The following is a 14,011-nucleotide window of genomic DNA, read 5'->3' on the forward strand; positions in this document are numbered from 1 at the left end:
TCCCGAGCGGAGCCGGATCTGCGTGACGGCGCTCACCGAGTACACCATCGAGATCGTGGCACCGGAGGAATCGACGAACACGGCTGTCCGCGCGGAATGGTCATCGAACCGTCGACGGTGACGACGTCGGCCGGTGACGTCTTCCCGGCCCGGGGTGCCGGCCGGAGACTGTCAGGCGTCCTGCGGCCGGACGGATTGTGCGCCCACCCGCGGCGCCGTCCGCCTTCCCGGGCCTGACGTCGTCACCGTACCGGCGCTCGGACTCCGTGGTACCACCTCAGATCCCGAACGGCTCGCGCACCGTCTGCGCGTGAGTACGGCATTGCTCGAGGACCGGGCAGGTCTGGCAGATCCGGGTGGCGAAGTCTTCGCGGTATCGCCGCGTCTCACCTTGAGCAGGATCGGTTCCCATGCTCCGGCACGTGGCGTTCATCTGCCACAGATCGGTCGAGGGCGCGTAGAGATGTGTGGTCAGAGCGGTGGACTTCATGACTACTCCGATCTTGTCCAGATGGTTTGAGCGGCAGCAATATCGACGGTGGGTCCCGCCCCTCCCGGTGGACGACGCCGGACATAGGACTGCGGCGCCCGCCCCACGCAGAGAACAGGGCGGGCGCCACGTTTCGCACGACGGTCGACGCCGGCAGGACGAACCTCGGGATGAACTATCGACCGTGGTTGTGCATGACGTGCTTGGTACCCGAGTAGTCGTCGAGGGCATAGATCGACAGGTCGCGTCCGTAGCCGGATCCCTTGAACCCACCCCACGGAACTTCGTTGGCCAGCACGAGGTGGGAGTTGACCCACACCGTTCCGGCGTCGATCCGCGCGGCAACTTCGTGGCTGCGGCGGGCGTTCTCGGTCCAGACCGATGCCGAGAGGCCGAACGGAACATCACCATCGCCAGCGATCACCGTTCGGCGCCTCGTGTGCCGATCGACGTCGGGTCGGGAAGCTAGCGAAGCTGCGGATATCGCCGCTGTCCAACCGATTTCACCGGGATTGTCGGTTCCTCCGTCGATGATCGGTCGGCTCGACGTGCACGGCGGGTAGAGCGGCACCTCAGACCGCGCGAGCCGAGCGTTCGACTCTGCGCGATCGTAAGTAGTGCCCCCACGTGGCCCGTTCGCCCATCGTGGTGTCGACATAGTCGACGCACCGAGGAGCAGGCACGTGAGCAGTTCAACGATCGAGGCCGAGGCAGTGACCGACCGCGAACTCGAAGACCGGTTCCATCCGATCTTCGACCGGATCGCCGAGGGCGCGCTGGGCCGGGAACGGGATCGCCGGTTGCCGTTCGACGAGGTGGGTCTGCTTCGCGACGCGCGGTTCGGTGCCCTGCGCGTCCCCGTCGAGTTCGGCGGGTTCGGGGCGTCGGTCCGACAGCTGTTCGGTCTGCTGATCGACCTGGCTGCCGCGGAATCCAGTCTGCCCCAGGCGCTTCGGGTGCACTGGAGCTTCGTCGAGGACCAGCGCCTCGCCGCCCCGACGGTCCACCGCGAGCGGTGGCTGCGCGCGGCGGCGGAGGGGACACTGGTCGGCAACGCCATCACCGAACCCGGGGTGGGAGCCGCCGACCGGTACCAGACGACGCTGCGCCGCGGCGACGACGGCACCTGGGTTCTGGACGGCGTGAAGTACTACAGCACGGGCAGTCTCTACGCCGATCACATCCTCGTCGCGGCAGACCGCGACGGCGAGCGGGTGTCGGTGCTGGTGGACGCCGACGCTCCGGGCGTGACCCAGACCGACGACTGGGACGGTTTCGGACAGCGGCTCACTGCAAGCGGCACGACCACGTTCTCGGGTGTCGTGGTGCCCGAGGACCGGATCCTCGGGCCCGGATACGGCGCGCCCGGCCGCACCTACGCGACGTCCTACCTGCAACTCGTGCAATTGGCCGTCCTCGCCGGGATCGCCCGCCGTGCGGAAACGGACACGGCGGAATGGGTTCGTGCCCGTACCCGCACGTTCACCCACGCCGCCGCCGACCTGCCCCGGCACGACCCGCTCGTGCAGCAGGTGATCGGCAAGCTGTCCGCCGCCGCGTACGGCGCCCGCGCGACCGTGCTCGCCGTCGCCGACGAACTCGACCGCCTGCTCGACGCCGGTGGTGAGGACCCTGAACTCCTGGACCGTGCCGAGGCCGCCGCGGCCCGCGCACAGTCCGTGGTGATCGGCCTCGTCCTCGACGCGACCGCGCAGTTGTTCGAGGTGGGGGGCGCGTCGATCACCTCCTCGGAACTCGGTCTCGACCGGCACTGGCGCAACGCACGCACGATTTCGGCCCACAACCCTCTGATCTACAAGCAGCAGTCGGTGGGGGCGTACGTCCTGAACGGTGACCCGCTGCCGTACGCCTGGAGCGCCGGGCAGCGGCAGAGCGTGCGCGACGCGGACGCGCCGGCATGACCCGGCAGATCCGCTTCAACGCCTTCGACATGAACTGCGTCGCCCACCAGTCGCCGGGGCTGTGGCGGCACCCGGACGACCAGTCGCACCGCTACACCGACCTCGGCTACTGGACCGACCTCGCCCGGCTCCTCGAACGCGGGCTGTTCGACGGCCTGTTCATCGCCGACGTGCTCGGCACCTACGACGTCTACGGCGGAACGGACGAGGCCGCGCTACGGCAGGGCGCCCAGATCCCGGTCGCGGACCCGTTGCTGCTCGTCTCGGCCATGGCAGCGGTCACCGAACACCTCGGTTTCGGCATCACCACGGGGACGGGATTCGAGCACCCGTATCCGTTCGCGCGCCGACTCTCCACCCTCGACCACCTCACCGGGGGTCGGATCGGGTGGAACGTCGTGACGGGTTACCTGCCGTCCGCGGCCCGGAACTTCGGTGACGCCGATCAACTCGACCACGACACCCGGTACGACCACGCCGACGAGTACCTCGAGGTGCTCTACAAGCTGTGGGAAGGCTCGTGGGAGGACGACGCCGTCGTGCGCGACACCGAGCGCGGCATGTACGTCGATCCGGAGAAGGTGCACCACATCGGGCACCGCGGAACGCATTTCACGGTCCCGGGCATCCACCTGTCGGAACCGTCGCCGCAGCGGTCGCCGGTGATCTACCAGGCGGGGGCGTCGCCGCGCGGTGTCCGGTTCGCCGCCGAGAACGCCGAGGCGATCTTCGTGGGGCCGCCGTCGAAGCGGGTGTTGAAGGACACCGTCGCACGGATCCGCCAGGCCCTCGTCGACGCCGGCCGCGACCCCTATTCGGCGCGGATCTACGCGCTGTCCACCGTCATCACGGGCAGCACCGACGAGGCCGCGGCCGCGAAGCAGGAGGAGTACCGGCGATACGCGGACCTCGAGGGCGCACTGGTCTTCACGTCCGGCTGGATGGGGATCGACCTGTCGCGGTACGACCTCGACGACCCGATCGGAAACGTCGAGAGCAACGCGATCCAGTCGGCCGTCGCCGCATTCCAGGAGGCTTCCGACGACGGTCGCGAGTGGACGGTGCGCGATATCGCGGAGTGGGCGAGCATCGGCGGTCTCGGGCCGCGGTTCGTCGGTTCCGGCGAGACCGTCGCGACGCAGTTGCAGGAGTGGGTGGCCGACACCGACGTCGACGGGTTCAACCTGGCGTACGCGATCACGCCGGGTTCGTTCGAGGACGTCGTCACCCACGTCGTGCCGGCGCTGCAGGCTCGGGGTGCCTACCCGACGGGCTACACCGACGGGACCCTGCGCCACAAGCTGTTCGACAAGGGCGACCGGCTTCCCGCCGACCACCGGGGCGCGCGGTACCGCCTCGGCGGCGACCTCTCGACGCGGACCGACCGCTACCGCGCGTACACGAACACCTGAACGACCACCACAACCACCGGGAGGACCCATGAGTACACCCCGCACCGCCGCCGTCGTCGGAGCCGGACTGGCCGGCACCACCGCCGCGCTCGGTCTCGTCGACGCCGGTTTCACCGTCACCCTCTACAGTGACCGCGACCGCGTCGCCTTGCGCAACGACGTCCCGGCCACCGGCACCGCCGTCTACTTCGGTAAGTCCCGTGAGGCCGACGCCCGCATCATCGAGGACCTCTACGCCGACGGTCCGCACTCGACCGGGATGAGCACCCGCCTGCACACGGGGGAGGGCGACACCCGCGCCGACGTCCTCGAGTTCGACCCCGACTTCCGGTACGTCGCGCAGGGCGTCGACGTGCGGTTGCGGGCCGACGACCGGCTCGGCCGGTTCCTGGACCGCGGCGGCCGCTTCGAGGTCCGGGCGGTGAATCCCGACGACCTCGACGCGATCGCCGCCGATCACGACCTGACGCTCGTGGCGACCGGAAAGGGCGGGCTGTCCACGCTGTTCCCGGTGGACACCGAACGGACCGTATACAGCGAACCGCAGCGCCGACTGCTGCTGGTGACGTTGCAGGGCCTCGGACACGGCGCGGACACCTTCGGCTACCGGTCCGCGGCGGGCGGCGCGCACAATCTCTTCAACCTGCACACCGACTTCGGTGAGGCCTGGCTCGGCCCGTACCTGCACAAGGACGCCGGCGCCACATGGAGTTTCCTCGGCTTCGCGAAGCCGGGCAGCCCCTGGGAGGACCGGTTCGAAGCGGTCACCGACGTGCACTCCGCGCGGCAGACCGTCGTCGACTTCTACCGCGACTACTTTCCGCACGACGCCCCCGAGATCGAGCGGTTGCAGGTGATCGAGTCCGACCCGCACTCGTGGCTGAAAGGGGCGGTCACCCCGACGGTGCGCCGCGCGGTCGGGACGACCAGTAGCGGCCACGTGGTCGCGGCGATCGGTGACACCGCGATCGCGTTCGATCCCCTCGCCGGACAGGGGGCCCAGAACACCGCCGTGCAGGTGGCCGCGCTCGTCGACGCGGCACGTGCGCACGACGGCGAGTTCACCGCCGACTGGTTGTCCGAGCAGTTCGAGAAGCACTGGCACACACGGGGTCACGCTGCTGCCGAGGTCACCCGGTTGTTCCTCGGCGATCCGAAGTACGCGGTCCACGCCGAATTGCTGTTCCCGGCGGCGACCGTGAGCGAACCCGTTGCCGCGGCCCTGTTCGGGTTCCTCTCCGAACCCGACACGCTGATCGGTCTCGACACCCGGGAGGACGTTCTCGCGTTCATCGCCGCCGCGGCCGGGGAACCGGCCGAGGACGTGCTGGCACGGTTCGCGCCGAGCGCCGGATTCACCGCGTCGCCGGCGGCGGCCCGAGCCTAGGCAACTCCTCGCTGTCCCGCACGATGATCCGGCGCCGGTGGTGGCAGTCAGCTGCTGACCGCCACCACCGGTCGGCCGAACGACCAGGTCAGCCAATGGACCCTTCGCCGGATCGTCATCGACTCCTCACCCGGCGTCTGTGGGGCCCGAACCGGGGCGATCCTGCTGTTCGCGACGGCGTCGGGCGCGAAAGTTCGCCACGTTGACACGGTTTCCGCACACCTGGGGCATGCAGAACCGGCGCCGCCCCGCTCGGCTGGTGTCGACGAAAATGCCTTTGCACGAGGGTGATTCGCACGACCGGAACCGGTTCGGTCCCAGCGAAGCCACTGTTCCGAGCAGGCCCGTTCCGATGACGACGGCCAGGTCGTCGGCGAGCGTCGACTCGGGTGCGGTCTCGAGGTGCCACATCCATGTGCCGTCGTGGCGCCCGAGGAAGGGGACGGTGTGGGCGACGCGTAGGAGTTGGTTGGCCCCGTCGACGATCGCCTCCTCGTTCGGCGCGGCCACGACGTCGCGCACCCGTGTCCGCAGCGCACGGACCTCGTCCAGATCGGTGCCGGTTGCGGGCCGGTCTCCGCGGGCGATGCCGTGCTCGGTGAGGAAAGCGTGCAGCGACTCGCCGTCGGTGAGGGCGTCACCGGTCGCGACGAGCACCTCAGGGGCGGTGAGGACGAGCGCCGTCGCCACCGATGCCCCGAAGGTGTAATCGGTGAAAGTCAGTTGCATCACTTACAGCCTCCGCCTAGCGTAACGGTTACCAAGTCAGTTTAACCATTACGTCTCGGGAGGATGATCATGACTCGACAGCAGATCTCCAGCTCGGCCGACACCGACCGGTGGCACCTGCCCGACCGCCTGACGGTGGACGGCGCCACCATCGCGGCCGGAGTCTTCGGCGACGGACCACCCGTCGTTCTCGTGCACGGCACGCCCTCGTCGTCGTATCTGTGGCGCGCGGTGATTCCCCGGCTCGCCGAGCAGAACACGGTGTACGTCTGGGATCTCCCCGGCTACGGTGACTCCCCATCGGTTCCCGGCGAGCCGGTGGCGATCCGCACGCACGCACGCGTGCTGGCCCGGCTGGTCGAACACTGGGGGCTCGACCGGCCTGTGCTGGTCGGCCACGACATCGGTGCGGCGACGGTGCTCCGCGCACACCTCGTCGAGGGAGTCCCGGTCCGGCGCATCGCACTCCTCGACGCGGCGGTGCTCTCGCCGTGGGTGACGCCGGTAGCGCAGCACATGCAACGCCACCTCGACGTGTACCGCACGATGCCGACGCACATCTTCCAGCGGATCACCGAGGCACACCTCGACACCGCGACCCGTCGTCGGCTGCCGTCGTCCGTCGCGGAGGCCTACCTCGGTCCTTTCGCGGGCGCGAGCGGGCAGCAGCGTTACCTCGACCAGGTCCAATACTTCGACGAACGCGACACCGCCGACGTCGTCGAGAAACTCGGCACCGTGAAGGTGCCGGTGCAGATCGTGTGGGGTGCGGACGACGAATGGCTGGACCGGTCGTTCGCCGACGATCTCGCGCGCCGCATCCCCGGGGCGCGAGCGACGCTCGTTCCCGGCGCCGGGCACTTCCTCACCGAGGACGAGCCCGACCTCGTGGCGCAGGCTCTCGCCGACTTCCTCGCGCAGTGAGCGCCGGTGTCACGGTCGGTCGGGCGTGTGCAGTAGGTCGGAGATCGTGATCTCCGCCGTCGGCGTCAGGACGTTTCGGTGGTAGTCGGAGATCGAATCGACGAGTGCCGACACTGCGGGCGCGGCGAAGTGTTCGGGATCCCAGCCCGCATAGAGGGTGACGGCGAGGATGCCTTCGGGGATCTGGATCGGCACGCGGATGAGGTTGAACAGGGGTTGGTCGGTCAGTACGGCAACCCCCTGGCCCGATGCGGCGAGTGCTCTGGCCACAGATGTCACTGACACAACTCGGGGGTCGACGTAGGCGAGGCCTTGGCCGGCGGTGGCGGTATCGAATGCGAGTCGGGCAGCGTTGTTGCGGTGCATCAGGATGAGCGATTCTTGAACGAGGTCGGCTAAGGAGACTTGGGTCTGTCCGGCCAGGGGATGTTCCGGTGATGCCAGCGCGCACACCGGGGCGCGGCCGATGACTCGGGTCTCCATCGACCCGGGTGGAGGGAACGTCGAGATGCCGATGTCGGCATCTCCGCGCTGGACCGCGTCGTACACGGTGCGGGTATCCCGCTCGATGATGTCGTTCAGTCCTGACCTCAGGTATCGACCAGCGAGATACGGTCCGAGGACGTCGGCGATGGTGGTCGCCGGCGCCGCAATCGTCAGTGGGATGTCGTCGCCTCGGGCGAGGTGCCTGAGTACTGAACTCGCTTGGTCGGCCCGCGCCACGAGGTCGCGGGCGAGCGGCAGGAAACGTTCGCCGGCGACACTCAGACGTAGGGCGCCCGGTCCGCGGCGAAACAATTCGACACCCAACTTCTGCTGCAAATTGTGAAGTTGCCGGGAGAGCGAAGGTTGCGCCACTCTCACCGCGCGGGCGGCCGCCGTAACCGACCCGTGGTCGACGACCGCGAGGAAGTACCGAAGTACACGGATCTCCACCATGCCTCCTAGGCATCGGCCTGCTGCAAAATGGATATTGGACGGTTATAGCAGCACTCTTCACACTTATCTCCACGCACGTGACTGTGAGCCGGCTCATGGCTCCGTTTCTTTCGAGGAGAAGGCATGAACGCTATATCCGGCCCGGGTTCCGAGGCCGTCCCGAACCTTCGCGGGGCTCGGAGAGCAGGCTTCGGCGCGCTGATCGGCACCACGGTGGAGTGGTACGACTTCTTCATCTTCGGTACCGCGGCCGCACTCGCATTCGGGCCCGTGTTCTTCCCGTCGGCATCGCCGACCGTGGGACTGCTCGCCTCGTTCGCGACGTTCTGGTCAGGTTTCCTGGCCCGTCCACTCGGGGGTGTGGTGTTCGGTCATCTCGGCGATCGGATCGGCCGGAAGAAGACGCTGATCACCACCCTTGTCCTGATGGGTCTGTCCAGCACCGCCATCGGACTTTTGCCCGGCTACGCGTCGATCGGCATCGCCGCTCCAGTTCTGCTCATCCTGCTCCGGATGGTGCAAGGACTCGCGTTGGGCGGCGAGTGGGGTGGTGCGGTGTTGATCGCCGCCGAGCACGCGCCGCCCGGCCGACGGATGCTGTTCGGTGCTTTCGCGCAGCAGGGATCGCCCGTCGGCAACATCTTGGCGACCCTCGCCTTTCTGGGCGTCAGCACACTCCCGGCCGACGATTTCGCCTCCTGGGGCTGGCGGATCCCATTCCTCTTCTCGGCGGTACTGCTTCTGGTCGGGTTGATCATTCGAATCGGCGTAGAGGAATCACCGGAATTCCTTGCAGCGAAGGAGCATGGGGAAATTTCCGAGGCGCCGGCACTCGAAACCATCCGAACCGCTCCCGTCCCGCTCCTTCTCGGAATCGGAGCCGCGGCGATCGGTGTCGGCGGGGCCTATTTCATGGGCACGTTCATGGTTGCGTGGACGACCACTGACCTGGGTGTCAGCCGATCGACGATCTTGTCGGCTTTGCTGCTGGCAACGGTCGTGCAGTTCTTCGTCCAACCCATCGGCGCACTACTGGCGGATCGCTTCGGGGGGACGCGAATCATGGTGACGGCGCTGGTCGCCACGGTGATTTTGACGCCGCTTGTTTATGCGCTGGTCAGCACAGGGGACATCGGTCTGATCTACGTCGGCCTCGCCCTCGGTGCTCTGACGAGTCCGGCGTACTTTGCCGTGTTGGCCGGCTTCCTCGCGCAAGCGTTCGACGCCCGGATCCGCTATACCGGTATCTCTCTGGCTTACCAGTTGTCGGCAACGTTGATCGGCGGAATGGTGCCGTTCATCGCTCAGTGGCTCCTCGCCGGCAGCGGCATCGCCATGGTGGCGGTGTACCACGTGGCCCTCACCTTGCTCACCTTGGCGTGTGTGGTCCTGCTCGCCCGGCGAACGCGAACTCGGCCCGCCCCTCACCCGGAGCGCACAGATGTCAGCCTCAACGTCGCGACCGAGCGTCACGTCGTTGCCGAAGTCGACTGAACACCACCATCACCATCACCATCACGATCTAAGGACCATCTCATGAACACACCCGCACGACCGCGCATCGTTCGCGGACGTCGAATCCTCACCTCCGCTGCGGAATCCGCCAACGCGATCGCGATGATCGGTGACCGTATCGTTGCGCTCGGCGACTCCGACGATCTACTCCGACAATTCCCCACCGCATGGGTCGACGACAGGGGAGACGCGGTGATCTCACCCGGATTTCACGACGCACACCTGCACCTCGCTATGGCCGCCGAGAACGAACTGAAGCTCGACGTGTCACCCTCGCAGGCATCCACGCTCACGCAGCTACTCGACAAGGTCGGTGCTGCGGCCAAGGGCGACCCGGCACAGGGCTGGGTCCGTGCGGTGGGCTACGACGACGCAAAGATGCCCGAAGGTCGCGTTCTGACCCGCTGGGACCTGGACACCGTCACCGGAAACGTTCCCACGATCGTCCTCCATGTCGCCTGTCATTGGGGAGTGGTCAACTCCGCAGCGCTCGCCGCGGGAGGCATCACCGACAATTCGGAGCCGCCCAGCGGAGGTGACTTCGGACGGGACGGAACTGGTCGGCTCAACGGCATTCTCTATGAGCGCGCACTCACCGATTTCGCCTACGCCCAGGGCGATGTGGACGGGAGGACGGTCGTACCGGAGTTGGGACTCGACGAGCGGATAGCAGCGCTGGGGAATGTGATTCGCCGTTGGCACGCAGCAGGGTTGACATCGGTCTGCGACGCATTTGCCGGGCCCGCGGACGTTCGCCTGTTCGAGGCAGCGCGCGAGCAGGGCCTGCTCACGATGCGTGTCGGATTCCTTCTCGCCGCCGAGCACTACGACTCAGTACACCGGCTCGGCCTACGCTCGGGTTTCGGCGACGACCACCTGCGCTTCGTCGGAGTGAAGGCGCTCGTCGACGGCGCAGTCGGGGGACGAACCCTCCTGCTGGAAGAGCCGGACCACGACACCGGTCATCACGGCATCCAGGTGCTCACCCGTGAGGAACTCGCGGAGGTGGTCCAGAAGGTGCACGGTGACGGCAACCGAGTCTGCGTCCACGCCAACGGTGACCGCGCCATCCGGCTCGTCCTCGACGAATTCGAAACCGCGCAGAAGAAAATGCCTCGACCAGGACTGCGACACCGCATCGAACACTGCAGTGTGGTGGATGAGGGCATCTTGCGACGCATGAACGAGCTATCCGCGATCGCGGTCCCCTTCGGCAACTACGTCCATCAACATGGCAGCCATCTGATCGACTGGTACGGCGAGGACCGGGTAGAGCGGATGTTTGCCCACCGGGCGTTCCTCGATGCCGGAGTAGCCGTGGCGGGGTCCTCCGACTTTCCCTGTGGAGCAGTGGAACCCCTCCTGGCAATGCAGAGCATGGTCACTCGAACCGGGTGGGACGGTGCCCTCGTCGGGGCATCGCAACGTGTCTCGCCGACCGAAGCCCTCGCGATCTACACAACAGGATCAGCGGTTGCCACCGGCGAGGAAGACCGCAAGGGCACACTCGCCGCAGGCCAGCTCGCAGATTTCGTGGTCCTGGACGAGGATCTGCTGGAAGTACCGCACGACCAGATCTCGAAAATCGGTGTCCAATCAACGTTTGTCGGGGGCGTGGAGGTATACGCAAGAGACTGAGACGACGGGCCGGAGGGGCGAGTGAACCATCGCCCTGCCGGTTCTGTCAGGAGTCGATGCTCTCGGTGCGCACTCTTCCACGCTTTCCTGGCTCGGCACGGTGATCGCGATTCCCGCATTGTTGCTGGTCACTTGCATCGTTGCCATGCGATATGGGGAGGATGGGGAGCCGACCCATCACCGGCGTCCATTCGAGAATTCGATGTTCGGGTACGAGTCCGTGGATGACGAAGGGATCGTGCGTGAAAAGCTGCGACCGTGTCGGTCGTATCGGACTCGATGAGGATGAAGGCACCTCCGTCATCGGCGTACGGTCCGCAGGCGATGACTGTCTGGCGGTCGACCAGTTCGGAGAGCCATGCTCGGTGTGCCGATCGGTACGTGTCACGGCCTGCGGCGGTCTCGGCTGAGTAGGTGTAGTCGACGACGAAGAGCGGCATGGGTTCTGATTCCTCGTGGGTTGCGTCAGGGGGTGGATGCAGCAGTCGAGCGGCACACTGCGATGTGCAGTGTGCCGCCCAGTGTCGGTGTCAGCCGAGCAGTTCGTAGATCAGCAGGCCGGACAGGGACAGGATCGAGAGGAATCCCAGGGCGCCGATGATGTTCTTCCACCAGGTGTTGCGGAGGTTGCCCATCAGCTGACGGTTGTTGCTCATCACGAAGAGCAGGAGTCCGAGGAACGGTGCGATCAGCACGGTCAGTGCCTGGGCGAAGATGATCAGCTGGACAGGGGATTTCGTGAACAGGATCGTGATCAGGAGTCCGAAGCCGAGGATCACGGCGCTGGTGCGTTTGGCTGTCGGTGTGCTGGGGGACGGTCCTTTGCCGAGCGCGTCGGAGAGCATGGTGCCTCCGGCGGTGGCGTTGGCGACCATCGCGGAGAACGCGGCCCCGGACAGCCCGAGCGCGAAGATCGTCGATCCGATCGGGCCGGCGATGGGTTCGAAGATCTTCGCCAGGCCTGCGAGGGTGGTTGCTTCGGTGTTCTGGCGGCCGAGGACGGCGGCGGCGACGATGATCACGAGCGAGGTCATGATGCCGGGTGCGACGATGCCCGGGATGGTGTCGGCGATGGTGGTCTGCCGGTATTCGGCTGCGGTGCGCTTACGTTCGTGGGTGCCGTAGGAAGTGAAGAAAGCTGCGTTGAGGGAGAAGTTGGTGCCTACGAGGGCGACGACGAGCAGTTGTCCACCCGGCGGGATGCTCGGGACGAGTCCGTGCACGGCCTGGAACCAGTCGGGCTGGGCGATGACGGCGCTGAAGACGAAGGTGGCCGCGAGGAGGGCGACGATCACCAGCAGGACGCGTTCGACGGTTCGATAGACGTTGCGGAACAACAGGATCAGTCCGACGAAGACTGTGCAGACAGCGGACCACACTATCGGGGACCCGCCGAAGACCATCGACAGTCCCAGGCCGGATCCGACGGCGTTGCCCACGGAGAAGCACAGGGTGATGATGAAGACTCCGACGCCGGCGGAGACGCCCACGCGTCGGCCCAAAATGTCCTTGACCGAGCTGATCATGGACGCGGGGGTGCGGATGCCGAGGCGGACGCTCATGTCGGCGTAGACGAGCATGAAGATGGTCGAGACGGCGATCACCCAGATCAGCGAGTAGCTGTACTCGCTGCCGGCCTGGACGGCACTGGCGAGGTTGCCGGGCCCGAACTGCCACGCTCCGGCGATGAACGCAGGACCGGCCATGGCCAGGGTCCGAACCCAGTACCGGCGCTGGGGCCGGACGCGACCTCCGGGCGGCGGAGGGGTGTCTGCGACCACTGAACCGCCTCCGACGGGATCGGCTGATGTACTCATCGATGAGCCTACTTTCTGGTGTTCGAACCGCAGATGAGGAGTGTGGCGCAACTGACGATGGTCATCCGACGCTGCCGGCTCGGAAGGGGCGAACGGAACCTGCGGCCGGGAGTGGGCCGGGTCTGCTGCGGGCAGTGCCGGCCGGCCCGGGGTGTCCGGGCCGGGCGGCAGAACCGGCACGCGACGCGGTGGCACCGCGTGCGGCGGATTCGGTGAATCCGAGGTGACGGGTCGAGCGGGGTCAGGCGTGGGCGACGACCGAGGTCAGCTCGGCCGACTGCAGCGCAGCGGCGATTTCGGCACCTGCGCCCTCGGCCAGTGGCAGCAGCGGTGAGCGCACGGTGGCGTGTTCGAGGATTCCACGGGCGACGAGGCCTTCCTTGAGGGCGACGGTGCCTTCCATGTGCGAGCCGCGGTGATAGACGTTCGCCGTCACCGGCAGGAGGCGGTCGTGGATGGCCCGGGCCGCGGGGTAGTCCTTCGCCTTGCCTGCCGCGATGAGTTCGACCAGCGGCTCGGGCGCGAGTCCGCCGTAGCCGACCAGCAGGCCGTCGACGTCGAAGATGGTGTGCAGCAGGTACTCGTCGTGGCAGCTCAGGATCTGCAGGTCGGGGTTCTCGCGGCGCAGGACCGGGATCTCACGGTCCCAGCGGCGCATGTTCCGCACACCGTTCTTGGTGGCGAACACACCGGGCTGGGCGGCGATCTCGAGCTGGGTGTCCAGGTTGTACGTGGCCTTGGTGGCGTCGGGGTACTGGAACAGGATCAGCGGCAGCCCGGACCCTTCGTGAATCGCCTTGTACCGATCCTGCGGGGCGCCGTCCTGGTAACCGAACCGCAGCCATCCGTGGGAGGGGTACACGAGGCCGGCCGAGGCGCCCGCGTCGACCGCGCGGCGGGCCTCCTCCACGGAGACCGCGGTGCCTTCGCCGGTGATGCCGGCGATGATCGGCAACCGGCCGTCGACGGAGTCCTTGAAAGCGGCGATGACGCGAACCTGCTCGTCCTGGGTGAGGAATGTGCCCTCGCCGGCGTGGCCGAGCACGACCAGGCCCTTGACGCCGTCGACACTGCCGAGCCACGAGCCGAGGCGCTGGATGGCGTCGTAGTCGACGTCGCCGTCACGGGTGAAGGGCGTCACCGGCGCCGGGGTGAGGCCGCGGAGGTCGAGTGTGCTCATGATCGCTCTTTTCCATCGAAGGAGACTTTTGCAAACGTTCCCGGGAACGTTCCCGTGA

At 67.1% G+C, this 14,011-nt stretch carries 12 protein-coding genes and 1 pseudogene; 6 read left to right on the top strand and 7 right to left on the bottom strand.

The annotated features are described in order from the left end of the window. Window positions 1-277 precede the first annotated feature (277 nt). Window positions 278-490 carry a WhiB family transcriptional regulator gene (locus tag JVH1_RS22460; protein ID WP_009475662.1) on the bottom strand — a complete coding sequence of 71 codons (213 nt, stop codon included), beginning with the start codon at window positions 488-490 and terminating at the stop codon, window positions 278-280. 175 nt (window positions 491-665) lie between these two features. Further along, window positions 666-914 (bottom strand): aldehyde dehydrogenase family protein, encoded by a 249-nt coding sequence (locus JVH1_RS22465; protein WP_009475661.1) that lies wholly within the window; start codon window positions 912-914, stop codon window positions 666-668. A gap of 259 nt (window positions 915-1,173) precedes the next feature. On the opposite strand from JVH1_RS22465, the gene JVH1_RS22470 reads away from it, so the two are divergent. From JVH1_RS22470 to JVH1_RS22480, 3 genes are read left to right on the top strand one after another with little or no spacing between them, the layout of a single operon-like run. Beyond that, window positions 1,174-2,412, top strand: a complete 1,239-nt coding sequence (locus JVH1_RS22470) for an acyl-CoA dehydrogenase family protein (RefSeq protein WP_009475660.1) — start codon at window positions 1,174-1,176, stop codon at window positions 2,410-2,412. Next, on the top strand, window positions 2,409-3,824 hold the full coding sequence (locus tag JVH1_RS22475) for an LLM class flavin-dependent oxidoreductase (protein ID WP_009475659.1): 1,416 nt from the start codon (window positions 2,409-2,411) through the stop codon (window positions 3,822-3,824). Before JVH1_RS22470 ends, JVH1_RS22475 begins: the two co-directional genes overlap by 4 nt. 28 nt (window positions 3,825-3,852) lie before the next feature. After that, entirely contained in the window at window positions 3,853-5,211 is a 1,359-nt protein-coding gene (locus JVH1_RS22480; RefSeq protein ID WP_009475658.1) for a styrene monooxygenase/indole monooxygenase family protein, read from the top strand. Window positions 5,212-5,337: 126 nt separating this feature from the next. Here the strand turns inward: JVH1_RS22480 and JVH1_RS22485 are convergent, their stop codons facing one another. Beyond that, complete coding sequence (locus JVH1_RS22485) at window positions 5,338-5,940, bottom strand: CGNR zinc finger domain-containing protein (protein WP_043779452.1); 603 nt, start codon at window positions 5,938-5,940, stop codon at window positions 5,338-5,340. A 69-nt stretch (window positions 5,941-6,009) separates the two neighbouring features. Between JVH1_RS22485 and JVH1_RS22490 the strand changes: the two genes are divergently transcribed. Further along, window positions 6,010-6,864 carry an alpha/beta fold hydrolase gene (locus JVH1_RS22490; protein WP_009475656.1) on the top strand — a complete coding sequence of 285 codons (855 nt, stop codon included), beginning with the start codon at window positions 6,010-6,012 and terminating at the stop codon, window positions 6,862-6,864. A gap of 9 nt (window positions 6,865-6,873) precedes the next feature. Here the strand turns inward: JVH1_RS22490 and JVH1_RS22495 are convergent, their stop codons facing one another. Beyond that, window positions 6,874-7,803, bottom strand: a complete 930-nt coding sequence (locus JVH1_RS22495; protein ID WP_237735156.1) for a LysR family transcriptional regulator — start codon at window positions 7,801-7,803, stop codon at window positions 6,874-6,876. Between the two features lie 123 nt (window positions 7,804-7,926). Between JVH1_RS22495 and JVH1_RS22500 the strand changes: the two genes are divergently transcribed. Together JVH1_RS22500 and JVH1_RS22505 are read left to right on the top strand one after the other, a co-directional pair. Beyond that, window positions 7,927-9,297: an MFS transporter gene (locus JVH1_RS22500; RefSeq protein WP_009475654.1), complete on the top strand. Its 1,371-nt coding sequence runs from the start codon at window positions 7,927-7,929 to the stop codon at window positions 9,295-9,297. A gap of 42 nt (window positions 9,298-9,339) precedes the next feature. Then, on the top strand, window positions 9,340-10,956 hold the full coding sequence (locus tag JVH1_RS22505) for an amidohydrolase (protein WP_009475653.1): 1,617 nt from the start codon (window positions 9,340-9,342) through the stop codon (window positions 10,954-10,956). Between the two features lie 166 nt (window positions 10,957-11,122). On the opposite strand, the pseudogene JVH1_RS22510 reads toward JVH1_RS22505, so the two are convergent. The 3 genes and pseudogenes from JVH1_RS22510 to JVH1_RS22520 form a co-directional block, all read right to left on the bottom strand. Continuing rightward, a pseudogene (locus tag JVH1_RS22510) lies at window positions 11,123-11,396 on the bottom strand (YciI family protein); the annotation flags it as partial. Window positions 11,397-11,486: 90 nt separating this feature from the next. Beyond that, window positions 11,487-12,662, bottom strand: a complete 1,176-nt coding sequence (locus JVH1_RS22515) for an Nramp family divalent metal transporter (protein WP_009475651.1) — start codon at window positions 12,660-12,662, stop codon at window positions 11,487-11,489. A gap of 352 nt (window positions 12,663-13,014) precedes the next feature. Then, the gene (locus JVH1_RS22520) at window positions 13,015-13,953 is read right to left on the bottom strand and encodes a dihydrodipicolinate synthase family protein (RefSeq protein ID WP_005250735.1); all 939 of its coding nucleotides are present in this window, start codon (window positions 13,951-13,953) and stop codon (window positions 13,015-13,017) included. Window positions 13,954-14,011: the final 58 nt, after the last annotated feature.

The sequence above is a fragment of the Rhodococcus sp. JVH1 genome (genome assembly GCF_000280725.2).
In the GTDB taxonomy this organism is placed as follows: domain Bacteria; phylum Actinomycetota; class Actinomycetes; order Mycobacteriales; family Mycobacteriaceae; genus Rhodococcus_F; species Rhodococcus_F jostii_A.